At 45.5% G+C, this 15,026-nt stretch carries 13 protein-coding genes and 1 riboswitch; of the genes, 2 read left to right on the top strand and 11 right to left on the bottom strand.

From position 1 onward, the window contains the following. Window positions 1-82: 82 nt before the first annotated feature. Complete coding sequence (locus DXB18_RS13655) at window positions 83-3,040, bottom strand: bifunctional diguanylate cyclase/phosphodiesterase (protein ID WP_118708394.1); 2,958 nt, start codon at window positions 3,038-3,040, stop codon at window positions 83-85. Between the two features lie 11 nt (window positions 3,041-3,051). Then, complete coding sequence (locus tag DXB18_RS13650) at window positions 3,052-4,488, bottom strand: extracellular solute-binding protein (RefSeq protein ID WP_182430584.1); 1,437 nt, start codon at window positions 4,486-4,488, stop codon at window positions 3,052-3,054. Between the two features lie 170 nt (window positions 4,489-4,658). On the opposite strand from DXB18_RS13650, the gene DXB18_RS13645 reads away from it, so the two are divergent. Further along, on the top strand, window positions 4,659-5,111 hold the full coding sequence (locus tag DXB18_RS13645) for a CYTH domain-containing protein (protein ID WP_118540650.1): 453 nt from the start codon (window positions 4,659-4,661) through the stop codon (window positions 5,109-5,111). A gap of 77 nt (window positions 5,112-5,188) precedes the next feature. On the opposite strand, the gene DXB18_RS13640 is transcribed toward DXB18_RS13645, so the two are convergent. The 6 genes from DXB18_RS13640 to DXB18_RS13615 form a co-directional block, all read right to left on the bottom strand. Next, complete coding sequence (locus DXB18_RS13640) at window positions 5,189-6,289, bottom strand: ABC transporter substrate-binding protein (protein ID WP_243103495.1); 1,101 nt, start codon at window positions 6,287-6,289, stop codon at window positions 5,189-5,191. A 133-nt stretch (window positions 6,290-6,422) separates the two neighbouring features. After that, window positions 6,423-7,145, bottom strand: coding sequence for an ABC transporter permease (locus tag DXB18_RS13635; RefSeq protein WP_118540708.1), 723 nt, complete (start codon window positions 7,143-7,145; stop codon window positions 6,423-6,425). Window positions 7,146-7,180: 35 nt separating this feature from the next. Next, window positions 7,181-7,933, bottom strand: coding sequence for an ABC transporter ATP-binding protein (locus DXB18_RS13630; RefSeq protein WP_118540652.1), 753 nt, complete (start codon window positions 7,931-7,933; stop codon window positions 7,181-7,183). Between the two features lies 1 nt (window position 7,934). Beyond that, window positions 7,935-8,603 (bottom strand): thiaminase II, encoded by a 669-nt coding sequence (gene tenA, locus DXB18_RS13625; protein ID WP_347560898.1) that lies wholly within the window; start codon window positions 8,601-8,603, stop codon window positions 7,935-7,937. Then, window positions 8,600-9,409, bottom strand: a complete 810-nt coding sequence (gene thiD / locus DXB18_RS13620) for a bifunctional hydroxymethylpyrimidine kinase/phosphomethylpyrimidine kinase (RefSeq protein ID WP_118540709.1) — start codon at window positions 9,407-9,409, stop codon at window positions 8,600-8,602. The genes tenA and thiD overlap by 4 nt, the downstream gene beginning before the upstream one ends. A gap of 162 nt (window positions 9,410-9,571) precedes the next feature. Beyond that, window positions 9,572-9,683: riboswitch (TPP riboswitch) on the bottom strand. A gap of 101 nt (window positions 9,684-9,784) precedes the next feature. Next, window positions 9,785-10,018 (bottom strand): glycine radical domain-containing protein, encoded by a 234-nt coding sequence (locus DXB18_RS13615; protein WP_243103490.1) that lies wholly within the window; start codon window positions 10,016-10,018, stop codon window positions 9,785-9,787. A 59-nt stretch (window positions 10,019-10,077) separates the two neighbouring features. Between DXB18_RS13615 and DXB18_RS13610 the strand changes: the two genes are divergently transcribed. After that, on the top strand, window positions 10,078-11,181 hold the full coding sequence (locus tag DXB18_RS13610) for a DUF362 domain-containing protein (protein WP_118708386.1): 1,104 nt from the start codon (window positions 10,078-10,080) through the stop codon (window positions 11,179-11,181). 219 nt (window positions 11,182-11,400) lie between these two features. On the opposite strand, the gene DXB18_RS13605 is transcribed toward DXB18_RS13610, so the two are convergent. The 3 genes from DXB18_RS13605 to DXB18_RS13595 all read right to left on the bottom strand — a co-directional run bounded on the left by DXB18_RS13605 (window position 11,401) and on the right by DXB18_RS13595 (window position 14,950). Next, on the bottom strand, window positions 11,401-13,581 hold the full coding sequence (locus DXB18_RS13605; RefSeq protein ID WP_243103487.1) for an EAL domain-containing protein: 2,181 nt from the start codon (window positions 13,579-13,581) through the stop codon (window positions 11,401-11,403). A 130-nt stretch (window positions 13,582-13,711) separates the two neighbouring features. Beyond that, on the bottom strand, window positions 13,712-14,236 hold the full coding sequence (locus tag DXB18_RS13600; RefSeq protein WP_118708384.1) for a hypothetical protein: 525 nt from the start codon (window positions 14,234-14,236) through the stop codon (window positions 13,712-13,714). 318 nt (window positions 14,237-14,554) lie between these two features. Further along, the gene (locus tag DXB18_RS13595) at window positions 14,555-14,950 is read right to left on the bottom strand and encodes a type II secretion system protein (protein WP_118708382.1); all 396 of its coding nucleotides are present in this window, start codon (window positions 14,948-14,950) and stop codon (window positions 14,555-14,557) included. Window positions 14,951-15,026: the final 76 nt, after the last annotated feature.

Genomic DNA, 15,026 nt, shown 5'->3' with positions numbered 1-15,026 from the left:
ATGTATGGCCGTCCCGGCAGGGCGCCACACTTCAATTCACCATTATAGCATAGACTTTTTATAATTACCAGTCCTAATTTTATCAGAATTCACAAAGTGCCCGCATTTTCTGGATCACATAAGGGTTAACCGGGCGGATTTCCAGTTCCGGACGTCCAAGATAATAGCCCTGGAACAAGTCTGCCCCGAGCATCATCATGGTATGGAGTTCTTCAATCCGCTCTACCCCCTCTGCAAGCACCAGAATCTTTCGTTCCTTGCAGTAGTGGATCAGATTTGCTGCCATTTCCTGCTTGTCCGGATTTTCATGAATGCCCTGAACCAGTTCCATGTCCAGCTTTACGATATCAACATCCAGATTCAGAAGTGTTCCTTCGCTGCTGTATCCGGAGCCAAAATCATCCAGTGCCAGCATACCGCCTGTCTGGTTCACGGAACTGATCTTAAATTCCATATCACCGCTGTTGATTGCTTCTCCCTCCGTGATCTCAAGCACAATCCGCTTAAAAAGATCCGGATAAGTTTCTACCAGATTGTCCAGACATTCCTGAGACAATGCCGTGTTTGCAATGGAATTGATGAACAGATGACTGCCTTTTGGCAATTCTGCTTCATGTTCCCGGAACCATTTTAATGCACAGACCCAGGTCAGTTGTTCAAACTGTGGCAATTTTGCCTGGCTTTTTGCCAGATTCAAGGCTTCCTGGATATTTTTCAGATTTTTTCCGTTCGGCCGCATCAGTGCCTCATATCCAAATACACTTCCATCCCGGCTTAAGATTGGCTGAAGTGCAAACGGGACATCATCACGCTCCAATAGCTGGTTCAGTTCCTCTCGTCCGGAAAGCAGATAAGCATTTTTCTGATAACTGGAAAAATCAAATTCCTGCAAAACCCCTTTTGTGCTGTGTTTCGACATATACATGGCAAAGTCCGCATAACGTGACAGTGTCAAGAAATCTCTTGCCTGACGCGGATACCATGTAATTCCGGCCGATGCACGAAGCGGCAGTTCGTAGTCTTCGTCTACTTTCAAAGCCACATTTCGGGCAGCTGCAAAAAATTTCTGGATTTCCGTACGGATCTGTTCTTCATTCTCCCCGCACAAAAATGCCATAAATTCATCGCCGGAATGGCGTTCTACAATAGCCCCCAAAGCGACAAGCTGCTTTAACTGATCTGCAAAGAGTTTAATGTAACGGTCTCCCATTTCATGTCCATACGTATCATTGACATACTTTAAATTATCAAGGTCCCACATAACCATTGCAGCACAGGACAACGTTCCACTGTCTAAAAGACTTTCCGTGTTCTTACGGAACGCTCCGCGGTTGTAAAGTTCCGTAAGCTGGTCATAATCCCGTTCCAGTTCCAGGCGTCTCTGTTTTTCTACTTCTTCTGATACGTCCAGAAGGACACCCGTTTCATTTCCATGTTCTGTTTTTACAATCTTCAGGCGCAGATAACGGTTCGCTCCATTGCGGGAAATCTGGTAAAGACGGACATCTTCGCTCTCTTTGATTCCGGTTCCAAGAACCTGCATCATTTTTGCAAACCCCTCTGATTCCAGATAGGTATATTCTTCGTCTATTTCCTGAAGACCAAGAAGTTCAAAAAGGCTGCGGCTGCAAAATACCTGTTTGCTCTCCGGGAGGTATTCAAACACACCAATCGGAACTCCGGATGCATCCAGAATACGCGAAATACGCAGCGCAGACTCTGCAACATCCGCGCTTAAATGCTCGATTGCACGGCTTAGTTCATCCAGTTCACTGATCCATGTCCGCTGCAGCCGGATGCGGCTTCCGTTCTTGAAAGAACGCAGCTGGCGGATCAGCCGCCGGATCGGACTTGTGAAATACTCTCCATATAATAATGCAAACAGAATTCCCGGAATCAGGGAAAAGGCGCATCCCTTTAAAAGTCCGTTCAGAAGTTTCTGATAAAACGATTCCATAACGCTTTGCCTGCGCAGCACTGCGATCATCCATTCTGTCTGGCTGTATGGAGAATCCGCTCCATAAATCGGAAGCTTCATGAAAGTAAGATACCAGCTGTCGTTCTTTTCATCTGTGATCTTCTTGATTCCTTTCCATTTTGTATCCACATAAGAAAGGCTTTCCCTGTTTCCAAAGCTGCAGTTATAGGCCGAGCCGTATGCCAGAACCGGAGTCAGCCGGACTTCATCTGTATTTTTTTCCGCAATCAGCTGAATGGTATCTGCATCACTTTGGAAAAGTTCATTTTTCAAAAGTGCATAAATCTGGGTTTTATTCAGGGTTCCGCCAAGAACACCAACAACAGAACCATCTTCCAGCACCAGCGGGATGGAATAACTGAGCCCATCCGTATCTGTCTGAAGTGCAGGGGAAATGCTGCTTAAATACCCATACTGCTCTGTGCTTTCAAGGATTTTCGCACTCTTTGCAATGGTATACGGGGTATAAAACGGATACTCTGAGACTTCTGTCTGTGACAGGTCATAATCCATCTGCCAGTCTCTGGAGAGTGGAATTTTGTAATCTTTTGAAACAGATGCCGTTCCCCTTACAAGAAGTAAATCGGAATTGTCGGCAGCAAAACTGCTGCTGTCCGTATCCGTGACTCCTACACCGGCTTTGTGCCCTGACTTGTTATGAGCGGAAGAAGGGCCGTCTAATATTACGTAAATGCTATTTCCATAGCTTCGGTGCAGCAGATCCAAAACATCCGGCATGATCGCATTTAAAATAGATGCATTCAGCTGCCAGTCTGTCTGAATATCATCTGGCTGGCGGTTTTGTTCCTCCAGAACGATTTGAATCTTTTTCTGAACCGTAACAGAAGTCCGGATATCGTTGAGCCAGTGCTGGACCATCTCCCGTTCCAGCAAAAGTTCGCTGTTCTGGACATCTTTCTCTATGGAATCGATCTCATTTGCATATAGGCTTTTCGCCACCGTGCCATTCGACAAAAAGATCATCATAAAAACAGTCTGAAATATCAGGATCAGGCAGAACGGAACAATAAGCCTGGATTTCATAGATCTTGCATTTTTCATGCGCCTCAACCTCAATCAGCTAAATGGTTCAGCTGGCTTTCTGTGTCTTCATACCACGCTTCAAACATATCATCCGTGCTATACTGTGCTACTGCATCTGCAAGGGAACTTCCCTCTGCAAGCAATGCCTGTACCTGTTCTCTGTTTGCTTTTGCCAGTGCAGGTAATGTCGAATCGATTATCTTTCGTGCATCATTCGCATGTTCAAAAGGTTTTGTCGTATACAGTTCGTACTGCTGTACCTGAGGAATCGCTGTATGGAGCATAGCTTCCAGTTTTGGATTCAGTTCCTGCCCGGATTCCTTAAAATAATTGTTGATTTCTTCCATATTATTGGCACTTACTTTCACAGGAAGATAACCGGATGCAGCAGAAAAGCATACATTCTGTTCGTCCTCAGTCAGCCATTTCAAAAAGGTCACGGCAGCTTTTTCTGTTTTTTCATCGGCATCGAACATGACAACACCTGCCCCCTGCTGGACTGCACATGCCTCAGTTCCCTCAAAATTCGGAAGAGGAAGCTGACTGCAGGTAATGTCCTCAGTTGTACCATCGTCGTAGGTAACCTGCTCCGGTGTATAAGCAGCCCCACTGGTAGACCCCACATATGCGGCAATCCGGCCAGTCTTTAAGTCATCGCTCCGGAACTTTCCTTCTGCAAGATAATAACCACTGATATAAGGTACATAATAATGATCCCAGAGTCTGCGCATCGTTTCTTTCTCTGCATCGGTTTTTATTGCACCGTCTTCACTTACATAAATCGTATGTCCAAGCTGATGACTTCCGATCAGCATGTAGTTTGCAAAAGAATCTCGACCAAAGAATGCCTGCCCGTCGTTTGGCTCCTCTGTTTTCGCATCCGTCCATTCATAATAACTTTTGGCTGTCTGTGCCAGACCTTCCCAGGTAGAAAGATTTTCCAGGGATGCACCGGTTTCCTTTGCAAATGGCTCCCAGGCAGTATTGTTGAGTGTCAGGACCTCGGTTGACTTTGCAATTGGGAATATCATCATGGAGGATTCCGAACCGAAATTGCCCTCTTCCACATAACCGGACACATAACTGTTATATTCCTCGTCTGTCAAAAACGGTCTGTAGTCCACAAGCAGGTCTTTTTGATACAGTTTATATGCCGTATCCGCATAAGAAGAACACAGATTCGGCAATGGATCGCTTCCTGTTTTCCCATCCATGCTGGCAGTAATTGCATCTTCTAATTCCGTGACACTGCCTTTGCTGAATGTTTCCACAATAATTTTCTGATCCAGTCCGACAGTATCATTGAACTTCTGAACCAGCTCATCGAATTGATCCTTCTGCGCTCCATTGTAATAATGCCACATGGTAATGTGTACCGGTCTGTCGTCCGGTGCTTCAGACTGGCTGCATGCAGTCAGCACAAAAGTACCCGCCAGCAGAATCGGAAGAACAACGTTTTTCTTCATAGTATGATTCACCTGACCCCTCCCCTTGTTTGTGCTTATTTTTTCATTACTATTTATCATACCACAAACCCTTTATCTTTCCAACGATTTCCGTTATACTTATGGAAAGAATTATAAACTTTCAGATATACAGGAAAAAGGATACAAAACTCGACAAAAAAGGAGAAATTATGGAAATTGAACGAAAATTTTTAGTCTCAGCGCCACCCTCAGATTACCATTCCTGGGAATCCATTTCCATGGAACAGGGATATTTGAGTACCAATCCGGTAGTACGGGTCCGAAAGGAAAATGAAGCATATTTCCTTACCTACAAATCCAAAGGTCTCCTGGCACGGGAAGAATACAATCTTCCGCTCACCAAAGAATCCTACGAACACCTGCGTTCCAAAGCCGACGGAATCATCATCACCAAAACACGCTACAAAAAGCCCATAGAAGGCACCAGTCTCATCATCGAACTCGATGTATTTTCCGGCGTATACGAAGGGCTTATGCTCGCAGAAGTAGAGTTTTCTTCCATCGAAGAAGCGAACCGCTTTACACCGCCTGACTGGTTCGGAGAAGATGTCACACTCTCTGGAAAATACCAGAACAGCAGGCTTAGCCAGGGAGCTAAATAACAATTTGATTCACTTTAATAGGGCCGTGTGAGTTGCCTTTCGGCAACTCACACGGCCCTTGTCATATGTTAATATGGTTATTGGATATCGATGACGCTCATGACATCGGACACATCCACTGCTTTGTCGATCAGTCCGTTTTCTAACATCCAGTCGATGTTCTCCTGCCAGCATTCTTCGGTCTGACTTAAAAACTCTGCGGAGTCTGTTTCCATGAGCGGAAGCAGCGTCTTGCAGGACTGCTCTTCTACACTCTGGGTCAGCGGGAAGTTTGCCTCGTTCTGGTTGTTCATTAAGATCGCAAGGCAGCCATCCGGATCGGTCTTGAAATCGTCAAAACCTTTCTTGGATGCACGGAGGAATCCTTCTACCACTTCCGGTTCTTCTTCCAGCAGCTTGTTGTTAGTCAGGAACACTTCTTCATAGTAATTTGGGATTCCATATCCGCTTACCGGGAAATAGTTTAATTCGAAGCCTTCTTCTTCCATCTGCGGAACCTCGTGGTTCACCAGACAGCCGATCGTGGCATCGACATTGCCGGTCGTCATGGAGCTCATCAGGTCAAAACCAACGTCGACCAGATTGACGTCGGAAGCATCCGCACCCACATACTCCATCATGCATTTTACCAAAGATTCACTTAATACGGTCCCGCCGTAACCAATGGTCTTTCCAACCATATCTTTCGGGCTGGTGATGTTTTTATCCTTCAGGGAAAGGATGATGTTCAGCGGAGACTGTACAATGGCTCCGATGGAACGGATCGATGCCTTCTGGTTTGCCACTGCCTGGATCAGGTCCTGCTGGTAGTACATGCCGATTTCGGCTTTTCCGGCAGCTACCATGGAAAGTGCATCGTTTGCGTTAGCCGGGAAACGGATCTGAACATCCAGTCCCTCTTCCTCGTAATAGCCACGCTCAATCGCGGTATAAAGGAAAGTATGGATGGCGTTCGGATACCAGTCCAGAACCACATTCACTTCGCGGAGATCTTTTTTCTCATCTTTTGCAGCATCAGAAGCCTGTTCTTTGGTCTCTGCATCGCTTGCTTCTGCTTTGCCGGTAGTTTCAGCCTGTGCAGAGGTCTCTGCCGGTTTTGCGCTGTTTGAGCAGCCGGAAAGAGCTGCGACGGTCATAGCTGCTGCGGTAAATGTTGCGATCAAAGTTCTTTTTTTCATAATGTTAAAGTCCTCACTTTTATGTATTATTCGTGTCATCTATCGTTGTTCATTTGTCCATAACTTTTTTCATTGCTGCTCACGCATGCGTGCCAGCAGGCATTGAATCCTGGAAAGCCGGATTCTTCTTTATCTATAAATCATTTCTCCAGCGGATCATCCGCTTTTCCAACAGTGTGACAAGCCACACAAAGAGCATGGCTACCACCGACAATAACAAAATCGGTGCAAAGACTCCGGCACCATCTAACTGCGTCATCATACGGCGGCTGAAGTAGCCGAGTCCATTCTGCGCCCCAAGCCATTCGCCAATTGCTGCTCCGATGATGGAAAGCGGTACTGCCATCTTGATCGCGGAAAAAAAATACGGCAAAACTGCCGGTACTTTCAGCTTCCAGAAGATCTGGACAGGGGATGCCCCGAAGGTAAAGAGCAGCTCTTCCATCTCGGTTTTTACGGACTGAAAGCCGTCAAACACGGTGATGGTGATCGGGAAAAAGGTAATGAGTACCGTAACCAGCACCTTTCCCCAGATGGAATAGCCGAACCACAGCACAAAAAGCGGAGCCAGGGCTGTAGTTGGGATGGTCTGTGACGCGATGATGAGCGGATACAATGCCCTTCTTGCGGTATCATTGGCATCCATCAAAACAGCAAGACCTAAGCCAAGCACAATGGAGATGCCAAGGCCAATCGCTACCACAGACATGGTTGCCGGCAAATGTGCCGTAAAAAGCGGTTCCCGAAGTTCCCAGAGCCGTACCAGGATCTGGATCGGGGAAGGGAGGATATAAGCCGCATTCACACCCATTGCTGCTGCCTGCCAGAAAAACAGCAGGAGAAACATTAAGATCATAGCCGGAAGGCTGGAATTGTTTCTGATTTTCTTTTTCACGCCTGGTTCCTCCTTAACATCTGGATCAGTTCTTCTTTTAATGTAAGGATTTCCGGACGTGCCAGTTCCTCCAGGGTCCGCGGATAGGCGGCCGGAACTTCAATGGAGCGCAGGTGGGTCATCGGTGTTTCCTCGACCACCAGGATCCTGCCGGATAAGAAAAGCGCCTCTTCTACATCGTGGGTGATAAATAATACCGTTTTCTGGTCCTGTTCCCACTGTTTTAACAGCCACTCCCGCATGGAAAGGCGTGTCAGATAGTCGAGTGCGGAAAATGGCTCATCGAGAAGCAGCAGATCCGAGCCGGTCAGAACGGTCCGCGCAAAAGCTGCCCGCTGACGCATGCCGCCGGAAAGTTCTCTCGGACTTTTCTCTCCCCAGTCGGAAAGACCGACCGAGACCAACGCTTTCTCTGCCCGTTTTTCCATTTCTGCTTTCGAAATCCCACCCTGGATTTCAAGCGGAAGCATAATATTTTCTTTCACTGTTCTCCACGGAAACAAAAGGTCATGCTGCGGCATATAGCCACAATAGTTTTTTTGTGTTTCAATCGGATTCCCATTGACCCGGATGGTTCCCTGATCCGGGGAAAGAAGCTTGTTAACCAGTCGGAAGATCGTACTTTTTCCACATCCAGATGCGCCGATCACACAGACAAATTCGCCATCCTGTACCTGAAAGGACAGCTGGTCCATGATCGGATACGCATCGGTATCGTACTGGAAACACACATGATCAAATTCCAGCATCCTAATCCCTCATTTCCCATGCCATGTCCCAGAACGCCATTTCATAACGGGAGCAGACTTTAAAAATATCAATCAGATGGTCCATCTGTGCCGGAGTACACTCTGCAGCAAGGCGGTCCATCAAACAGATCAGGGTCTCATTTTCCTCGTGGTAGGAATCGCTCGCATAGCCGGATACCCACTCTCCGTAAAACGGATGATCCTTCGCATTTGGATTATGCTGCACAAGTTCCTTTGCGATCGCCTCATAGCTTAATGCACAGGAAAGGATGGCTGCCATAACCTCTGCTTCTCCCCCTTCATAAGCTGCCCTTAACATATAGGAGGTATAAGAACGGTTATCAAGGGATACCGGGGTGGTTTCTGCCTCTTCCTGGGTAATGCCGAGCCGTTTCATGTAAGTGCGGTGAATGTCCATCTCCCCGTCTAAAATGTTATGTGTATAGGCTGCAAACAGCTTCATCACGGTTAAGTCCTTTGCCTTGGCCGCACCAATGGCAAAGACTCTGGTATAATCGATCAGATACAGATAATCCTGTATCATATAATAGCGGAATTTTTTCTGGTCCAGGCTACCATCACCGATCCCAGTCACAAACGGATGGTTATGGTACCCTGCCCAGATGTCTTTTACAGACTCTAAAAGCTTCTCGGTCGGTGTCATACTCATGCTTCCTCCTTGGCAAAGCCTTTGCCGCAAAATTCGAATGCATGATTCATCGGGCCGGAGCCGGCTCCCAGATCCAGCATGGCAGCAAGTGCGCCGGAGATGTATGCCTTTGCCTGCTCTACTGCGGTATCCAGATCATATCCCTTTGCCAGATTGGAGGCAATGGCGCTGGATAAGGTGCAGCCGGTGCCATGGGTATTCGGGTTATCAATCCGTTTTCCATTAAACCAGCGGTATCCGCCATCCCGGTATAACAGGTCATTCGCATCATTTAACTGATGACCGCCCTTTAAAAGAACGGCGCAGTGATACGTCTCACTGATCTTTTTCGCTGCTTCGATCATTTCCTCTGCCGTGGTGATATCCATATCGGAAAGCACCTTTGCTTCCGGAATATTTGGTGTCAGAACCGTTGCAAGCGGGAACAGACACTCCTTTAAGGTTCCGATGGCATCGTCACTAATGAGTTTTGCGCCGCTGGTTGCCACCATCACCGGATCTACTACAATATTTTCTGCTTTATATTCTTTCATTTTTTCTGCAATCGCCTGAATGAGGCCTGCAGAGGAAACCATGCCGATCTTCACCGCGTCCGGGCGGATGTCCGTAAAGACACTGTCAATCTGCTGCTTCAAAAACTCGGGTGTTACTTCAAAGATTCCCTGGACTCCGGTCGTATTCTGGGCTGTCAGCGCAGTAATTGCACTCATGGCATAAACACCATTTGCAGTCATGGTCTTTAAGTCAGCCTGGATTCCGGCGCCTCCGCTGGAATCACTTCCAGCGATCGTTAATGCTGTTTTCATTTTCATGATGAAACTCCTCTCATGCATCCATATTTTTTAGGCGGCTCAAGGTGGTGCCCCCAATGCACCGCCGCAAAGAAAAAGAGTTGCCGGGCACACCTTCATGAACCGTAAAAAAAGAAAAGTGAAACCGCGCAGGGACGCAATTCCACTTTCTGTTTTTATCCAGTCACAGTCACTTCCTACGTTGGCATGATCCAAATCAGGTATACGGGTCCTGGCGGTCTCACAGCCAGCTCTCAGCCTGTTTCCACAGGCTCCCCGGTACTTATGTTCTATTTTCTTTACAAATAATACTATACGCAGATTCGGGTGTTTTGTCAAGTATTAGCATCCCTGATATAGATCCTTTTCGGAATGCAAATGAAGTTCCACCTATGATGCCAGATGCGCAGTTCTCGCAATGATCGCATCCTGTACCGTCTTATCCAGTTCCGTAAAATAAGCCATATATCCGGCTACGCGAACAAGGATATTCCGGTAATTCTCAGGATTTTCCTGTGCTGCCCGCAATGTCTTATCATCCACTAGATTGATCTGGATATGCTGTACATCATGCTGTACATATTCCCGGATCACACTTTCTATGTTTCGACTTTCTCTTTTCAAAATCCGACGAGCGCTGTATAATAAATGAGAATCAAATTCAGCAAAGAGAGGAAATTCTAATGAAAAAAAATGACATTATCCTGATACATGGAACCAATTACAAGCAGATGGCAAAAAAAGTCATGGAAGCAGCCAACGTTGCAGAGGACATCGGTGATAAAAAGAAAAAGATCGCTTTAAAACCGAACCTGGTTACCGCAAAAGCTCCTTCCAGTGGCGCGACCACCCACAGTGAGCTTCTTGCCGGTGTCATTGAATATCTGCAGGAGCATGGCTTTGAGAATATTACCATTATGGAAGGCTCCTGGGTTGGAGACCGTACCGGGGAAGCATTCCGCGCAGCAGGCTATGACATGGTCTGCGACCGTTACCATGTTCCGTTTGTTGACCTTCAGCGCGATACCTGGAAAGAATACGATGCAGCAGGAATGAAAATCAAACTCTGTGACAAAGCAGCTGCTGTCGATTACATGATCAATATGCCGGTCTTAAAGGGTCACTGCCAGACTACCGTAACCTGTGCCTTAAAGAACAACAAGGGTGTAATCCCGAACCAGGAAAAACGGCATTTTCATACCATGGGACTTCATAAGCCGATCGCACACTTAAATACGATCGCCCGCAACGACTTTATCCTGGTAGATAATATCTGCGGCGATCTGGACTTCGAGGAGGGCGGAAACCCGGTTGTCATGAACCGTGTTCTCGGCTTCAAAGATCCGGTGCTTTGCGATTCCTTTGTCTGCGACAGCATGGGCTATTCCATCCAGGATGTTCCGTACATTCCGCTTGCGGAAAAACTTGGTGTTGGAAGCAGTGATACCGCACATGCGAACATGATCTACTTAAACCAGCCCGATCAGGCCGGAGTCAAATTCCGCATGACTCACCGTGTTCAGAAGCTGGCAGCCTACACCGAGCCGAAGGATGCCTGCAGTGCCTGCTACGGTTCCCTGATCTACGCTCTGGACCGTTTAAACGATGCTGGTTACCTGCGCCGCGGTCTTCCGTCCGTTGCCATCGGTCAGGGATATCAGAACATGCCGGAAGGATGTGCAAAGATCGGTGTCGGTCGCTGCACCAAGTGCTGTGAGAAGAGCCTCACCGGATGCCCGCCAAAAGCAGCAGATATTGTCGAATTCCTGAAAGATAACTGGAAGTAAGCATAGTCTTCTTTCATATATAATCTGTCGGATATATAGCCAAAATGAGAACGCATAAAAAACTGCGTTCTCATTTTTTATTGATCTTTCTTAATATTGTTTTGCATCTGTTTGCAAGTAAACCGACAGAACCTGTATCAGCTCTTGCACCCCGATCGGCTTTGCAATATGTGCATTCATACCGGCAGCCAGAATAAGGCTCTAACGGCATTTTCGAACTTATCGTTTCTTTTGTACATATGCGATAAATTCATCTTCCGGCATTGGTTTCGCATAATAAAAGCCCTGAATCTCATCGCATTTCAATTCTTTCAATATCTCCAGTTGTTCTTTTGTTTCTACTCCTTCCGCAACGACCTTCATATTCAGCAATTTCGCAAGCATGATGACCTGCTCTACTAACGTCTTCCCCTTTGCTTCACAGATATGGTCGATCAGGCTTTTATCAATCTTTAAAGCACTAAACGGCAGCTGGTTTAAGCTGATCATGGAGGAATACCCCGATCCGAAATCGTCCATATGCAGTTTGAATCCTGATTCTACCAGCTGTCCGGCTGTCTTGCGAAGCCGTTCCCCATAAATCGCAGCCGATTCTGTAAGTTCCAGTGGAACACAGGAAAACGGAATCTCATTTTCTTTCACAATATTGATGTATTGCTCTGCGACTCCATCCCGGAGGATACTGGACCTGGAAAGATTTACAGAAATCGATAATAACGGTTTTTGTGAATGGATCATTTTTTTCTGTAACTGGCAGACCTTCTTAAAGACATACTCATCCAGTTTTTCAATCTGACCATCTTTTTCATAAATAGGGATAAATCTTCCCGGCGGCACCATGGTGTCATCCGGTCGTTTCCACCGGACCAGGGCTTCTGCTGCAACAACCTGTTCCGTGAGGATATCAATTTTCGGCTGGTAATAAACCGTAAACTCCTGGTTTTCAATCGCACTTTCAAAACTATTTTCCATAATTTGATCACGGATCCGTTTTAAAGCCACATCTTCCGTATAGTATGCGACATCCGAGTCATAACTTTCCATAATGGTTTCGATAGCCAGTGACGCATAATCACACATCGTTGAGATCGGCAGGTCATGGTCTGCATCTTCATAAATGCCATATTTTACCTTGACACCATGAATGGGTGCATTCGCTGCAATCTTATTGGCCGTATCGACCAGTTTCAAATGATCCAGTTTTTCATCCCCGTAAAACATACAGACAAAAGAAGTGCTCCCTTTCCGCGCAATCAGTCCATCTTCTAATTTTTCACTGTAACAGGATGCCAGATAGCATAAATATTCATCCGCACGTTTTGTCCCGTAAATGCTGTTCACCAGCTTAAAATCTTTGATCTTTGCCACAATGATCTGCATTTTCTTGTTTGGCTTGAAACTCATGATCTGTTTCGCATAATGTAAAAATGCCTGTTCTGTATAAAATCCTGTGAGTTCATCCCGTTCTACTGCCTCCAGCGTCAGGGATGATTCCTTCAGGCGGATCACGTTGCGGATTCTTTTCCGGATGATATCGGAATTGTAAGGTTTCGTGATAAAATCAGATGCTCCCATATCCAGGCACAATAATTCTGTATCAATTCCATCCTTTACCGTAATAACGATGATGGGCACAGAAGAAAGCAATGCATCTTCCCTTACTTTCTTTAAAAATTCAAAGCCATTCATGACAGGCATCTGAACATCCAGCAAAACCAGGGACAATTCCTTATAATGATCCGACAGCAGCTGATAGCCCTCTTTCCCATTCTGCGCCGTGATAATTTCATAACGGTCTTCCAGAAGAGCACTTAACATTTCCCGATTTAACGCATCGTCCTCTACGATCAGGATTTTTCGTTTCCCTGTTGCTCCACTGAATTTCATCATGATTCCAAGTTCATTCAGCCGGACATCTTTGTCCTCACTTGCAAAAGCAAAGATAATTCTCTGGAATGTGTCAGCATCTCCCATTCTGGCACATTTCATACGGTAAAATGATATTTCATTATTTCGTTTTACACGGTAATGAATCGTAAACTGCGAAGCATGCTGCAGCTGCCGGCAGACATTGTCAAGTTTCGTGGCAACTTCCATTTTTTCTTTATCGTCCTGCAGCACATTGGCATCTATATAACGTTGCATCGCAATTTTGTATGGTTCTTCCTCATGCAAAACTTCTTTTACACCGACATCGGCATTTTCATATCGGTAAATATCTACACTTTCACCATCCCGGCTCACACAATAGATATTACTAAAATCTTCTCCAAGTACATTGATGATATCAGAAACGACGACGATTTCGTTGTCGACTGCTATGTTTTTCTCGTGTTTGTTTTTGGGGGCATTTGTCATATATAGTTCCCGTCTTTCTGAAATTGTAAATATACTAAACATTATACCCCCCCCGCAAGGGAGTGTCAATTCATTAACATGATAGATATGAAACGGAAAACGACTTTTTCCGGCACAAAATACCTTTATCCAATATAAAAAAGCGGTATGGTCTCTTTCTAACTTTTCCAGCTTAAAACCCAGATGCTTTCTTCTCCATTTCTGCATCCAGAACCGCTCTTAATTCCTCTGCACTGCCAACACGTGCACCCTCAAAGCGACCATTATTACCATTAATCTCGTTCAGCCACTTCACGCCAAGACCGCCTGCTTCCTCCCAGCGGTGCAGATTCGGCGTATGGTCATCAATGAGGATATCCGCCGTACTGAGTTTCCGATGCAGCATAGCTTCAATGAACTCCGCTTTATTCTTTCCATACGGAACAAACAGGCAGTGCGCAGAATCAATCTCAGGAAGATATTTGTCAAGCCACTTTTTCTTTTCCAGAAGCGCCCTGGTGTCTGTATAGTAAGAGGACAAAATATAAATGTTCTCACCAGCTTTCATTGCATCACGCATGAAATCCAGCAGTTCCACTTCTGGCTCCAAATCTGCATAATATCCTGGCTTTCTTGTTTCCTCAACTGGAACATTACGCCACTTTGCAATCGTGCCATCCATATCAAAATAAACCCGTATCTCATTTTTTAATTTCATTTTCCTCTGCTCCTTTTCTGCTTCTTTTCTTCCCCTTTTTCAGTTTCTAAAAAGAATATGGGAAACAGCTTGTAAAATAAAACGCCAAAAACATCCTTTTTACTTCTTATAAAATAGTAAAAAATTGTTATATCTTATAAAAGTTTGTCAAAAATACCAGTAAAAAGGATATCGGCGTGTGCAAACATCTGTTCTCAATCATAACAGATTCTGTGTAAAGTCGCAAGAGGGATTCTAAATTGCCCTATTTTTATGATTCTCATGGTGGGCAAAAATGGCAGGGATTATGGTTGCCTATCCCTGCCACTTTTATATGTTTTAATTCTTTGCTCCAAAAGTTCGAGAATACCCATCGCAAAAATAATAAATTTGATATCCTGAAAACTTAGGTTTTATTTCGGATGGTCGGATGACAGAAAACTGACCTGCTTTCAGTTTTACTGTTGTTCCATCTTTGTAATTAATCGTATCAGAAATGTTCTTCCACATATCATCAGTAATGGATGGATCATAATCATATTTCCCAGTTGCCTGATAATCTGCCATCAACACCGAGTAGTAACTTCTGAGGTTTGCTTCGTCCGTTGCAACCTTCGCTTTATGCAGTTGTGAAGTGAAAACCGGAATGGAAATTGCTACAAGAATACCAACAATTGCAACCACAATTAATAATTCTGCCAGTGTAAAGCCGCTGTCTCTCTTCTGTGTCTTCATCTTGCGTCTCCTGTTCAGTGAACTACATCGGCAATTGAATTACCGAGCATCTGATTACGAAGCATAGCTCCGTAGT

Source organism: Clostridium sp. OM02-18AC (assembly GCF_003481825.1).
Lineage (GTDB): Bacteria > Bacillota > Clostridia > Lachnospirales > Lachnospiraceae > Brotaphodocola.
This window is presented reverse-complemented; position numbering and strand designations above follow the sequence as displayed.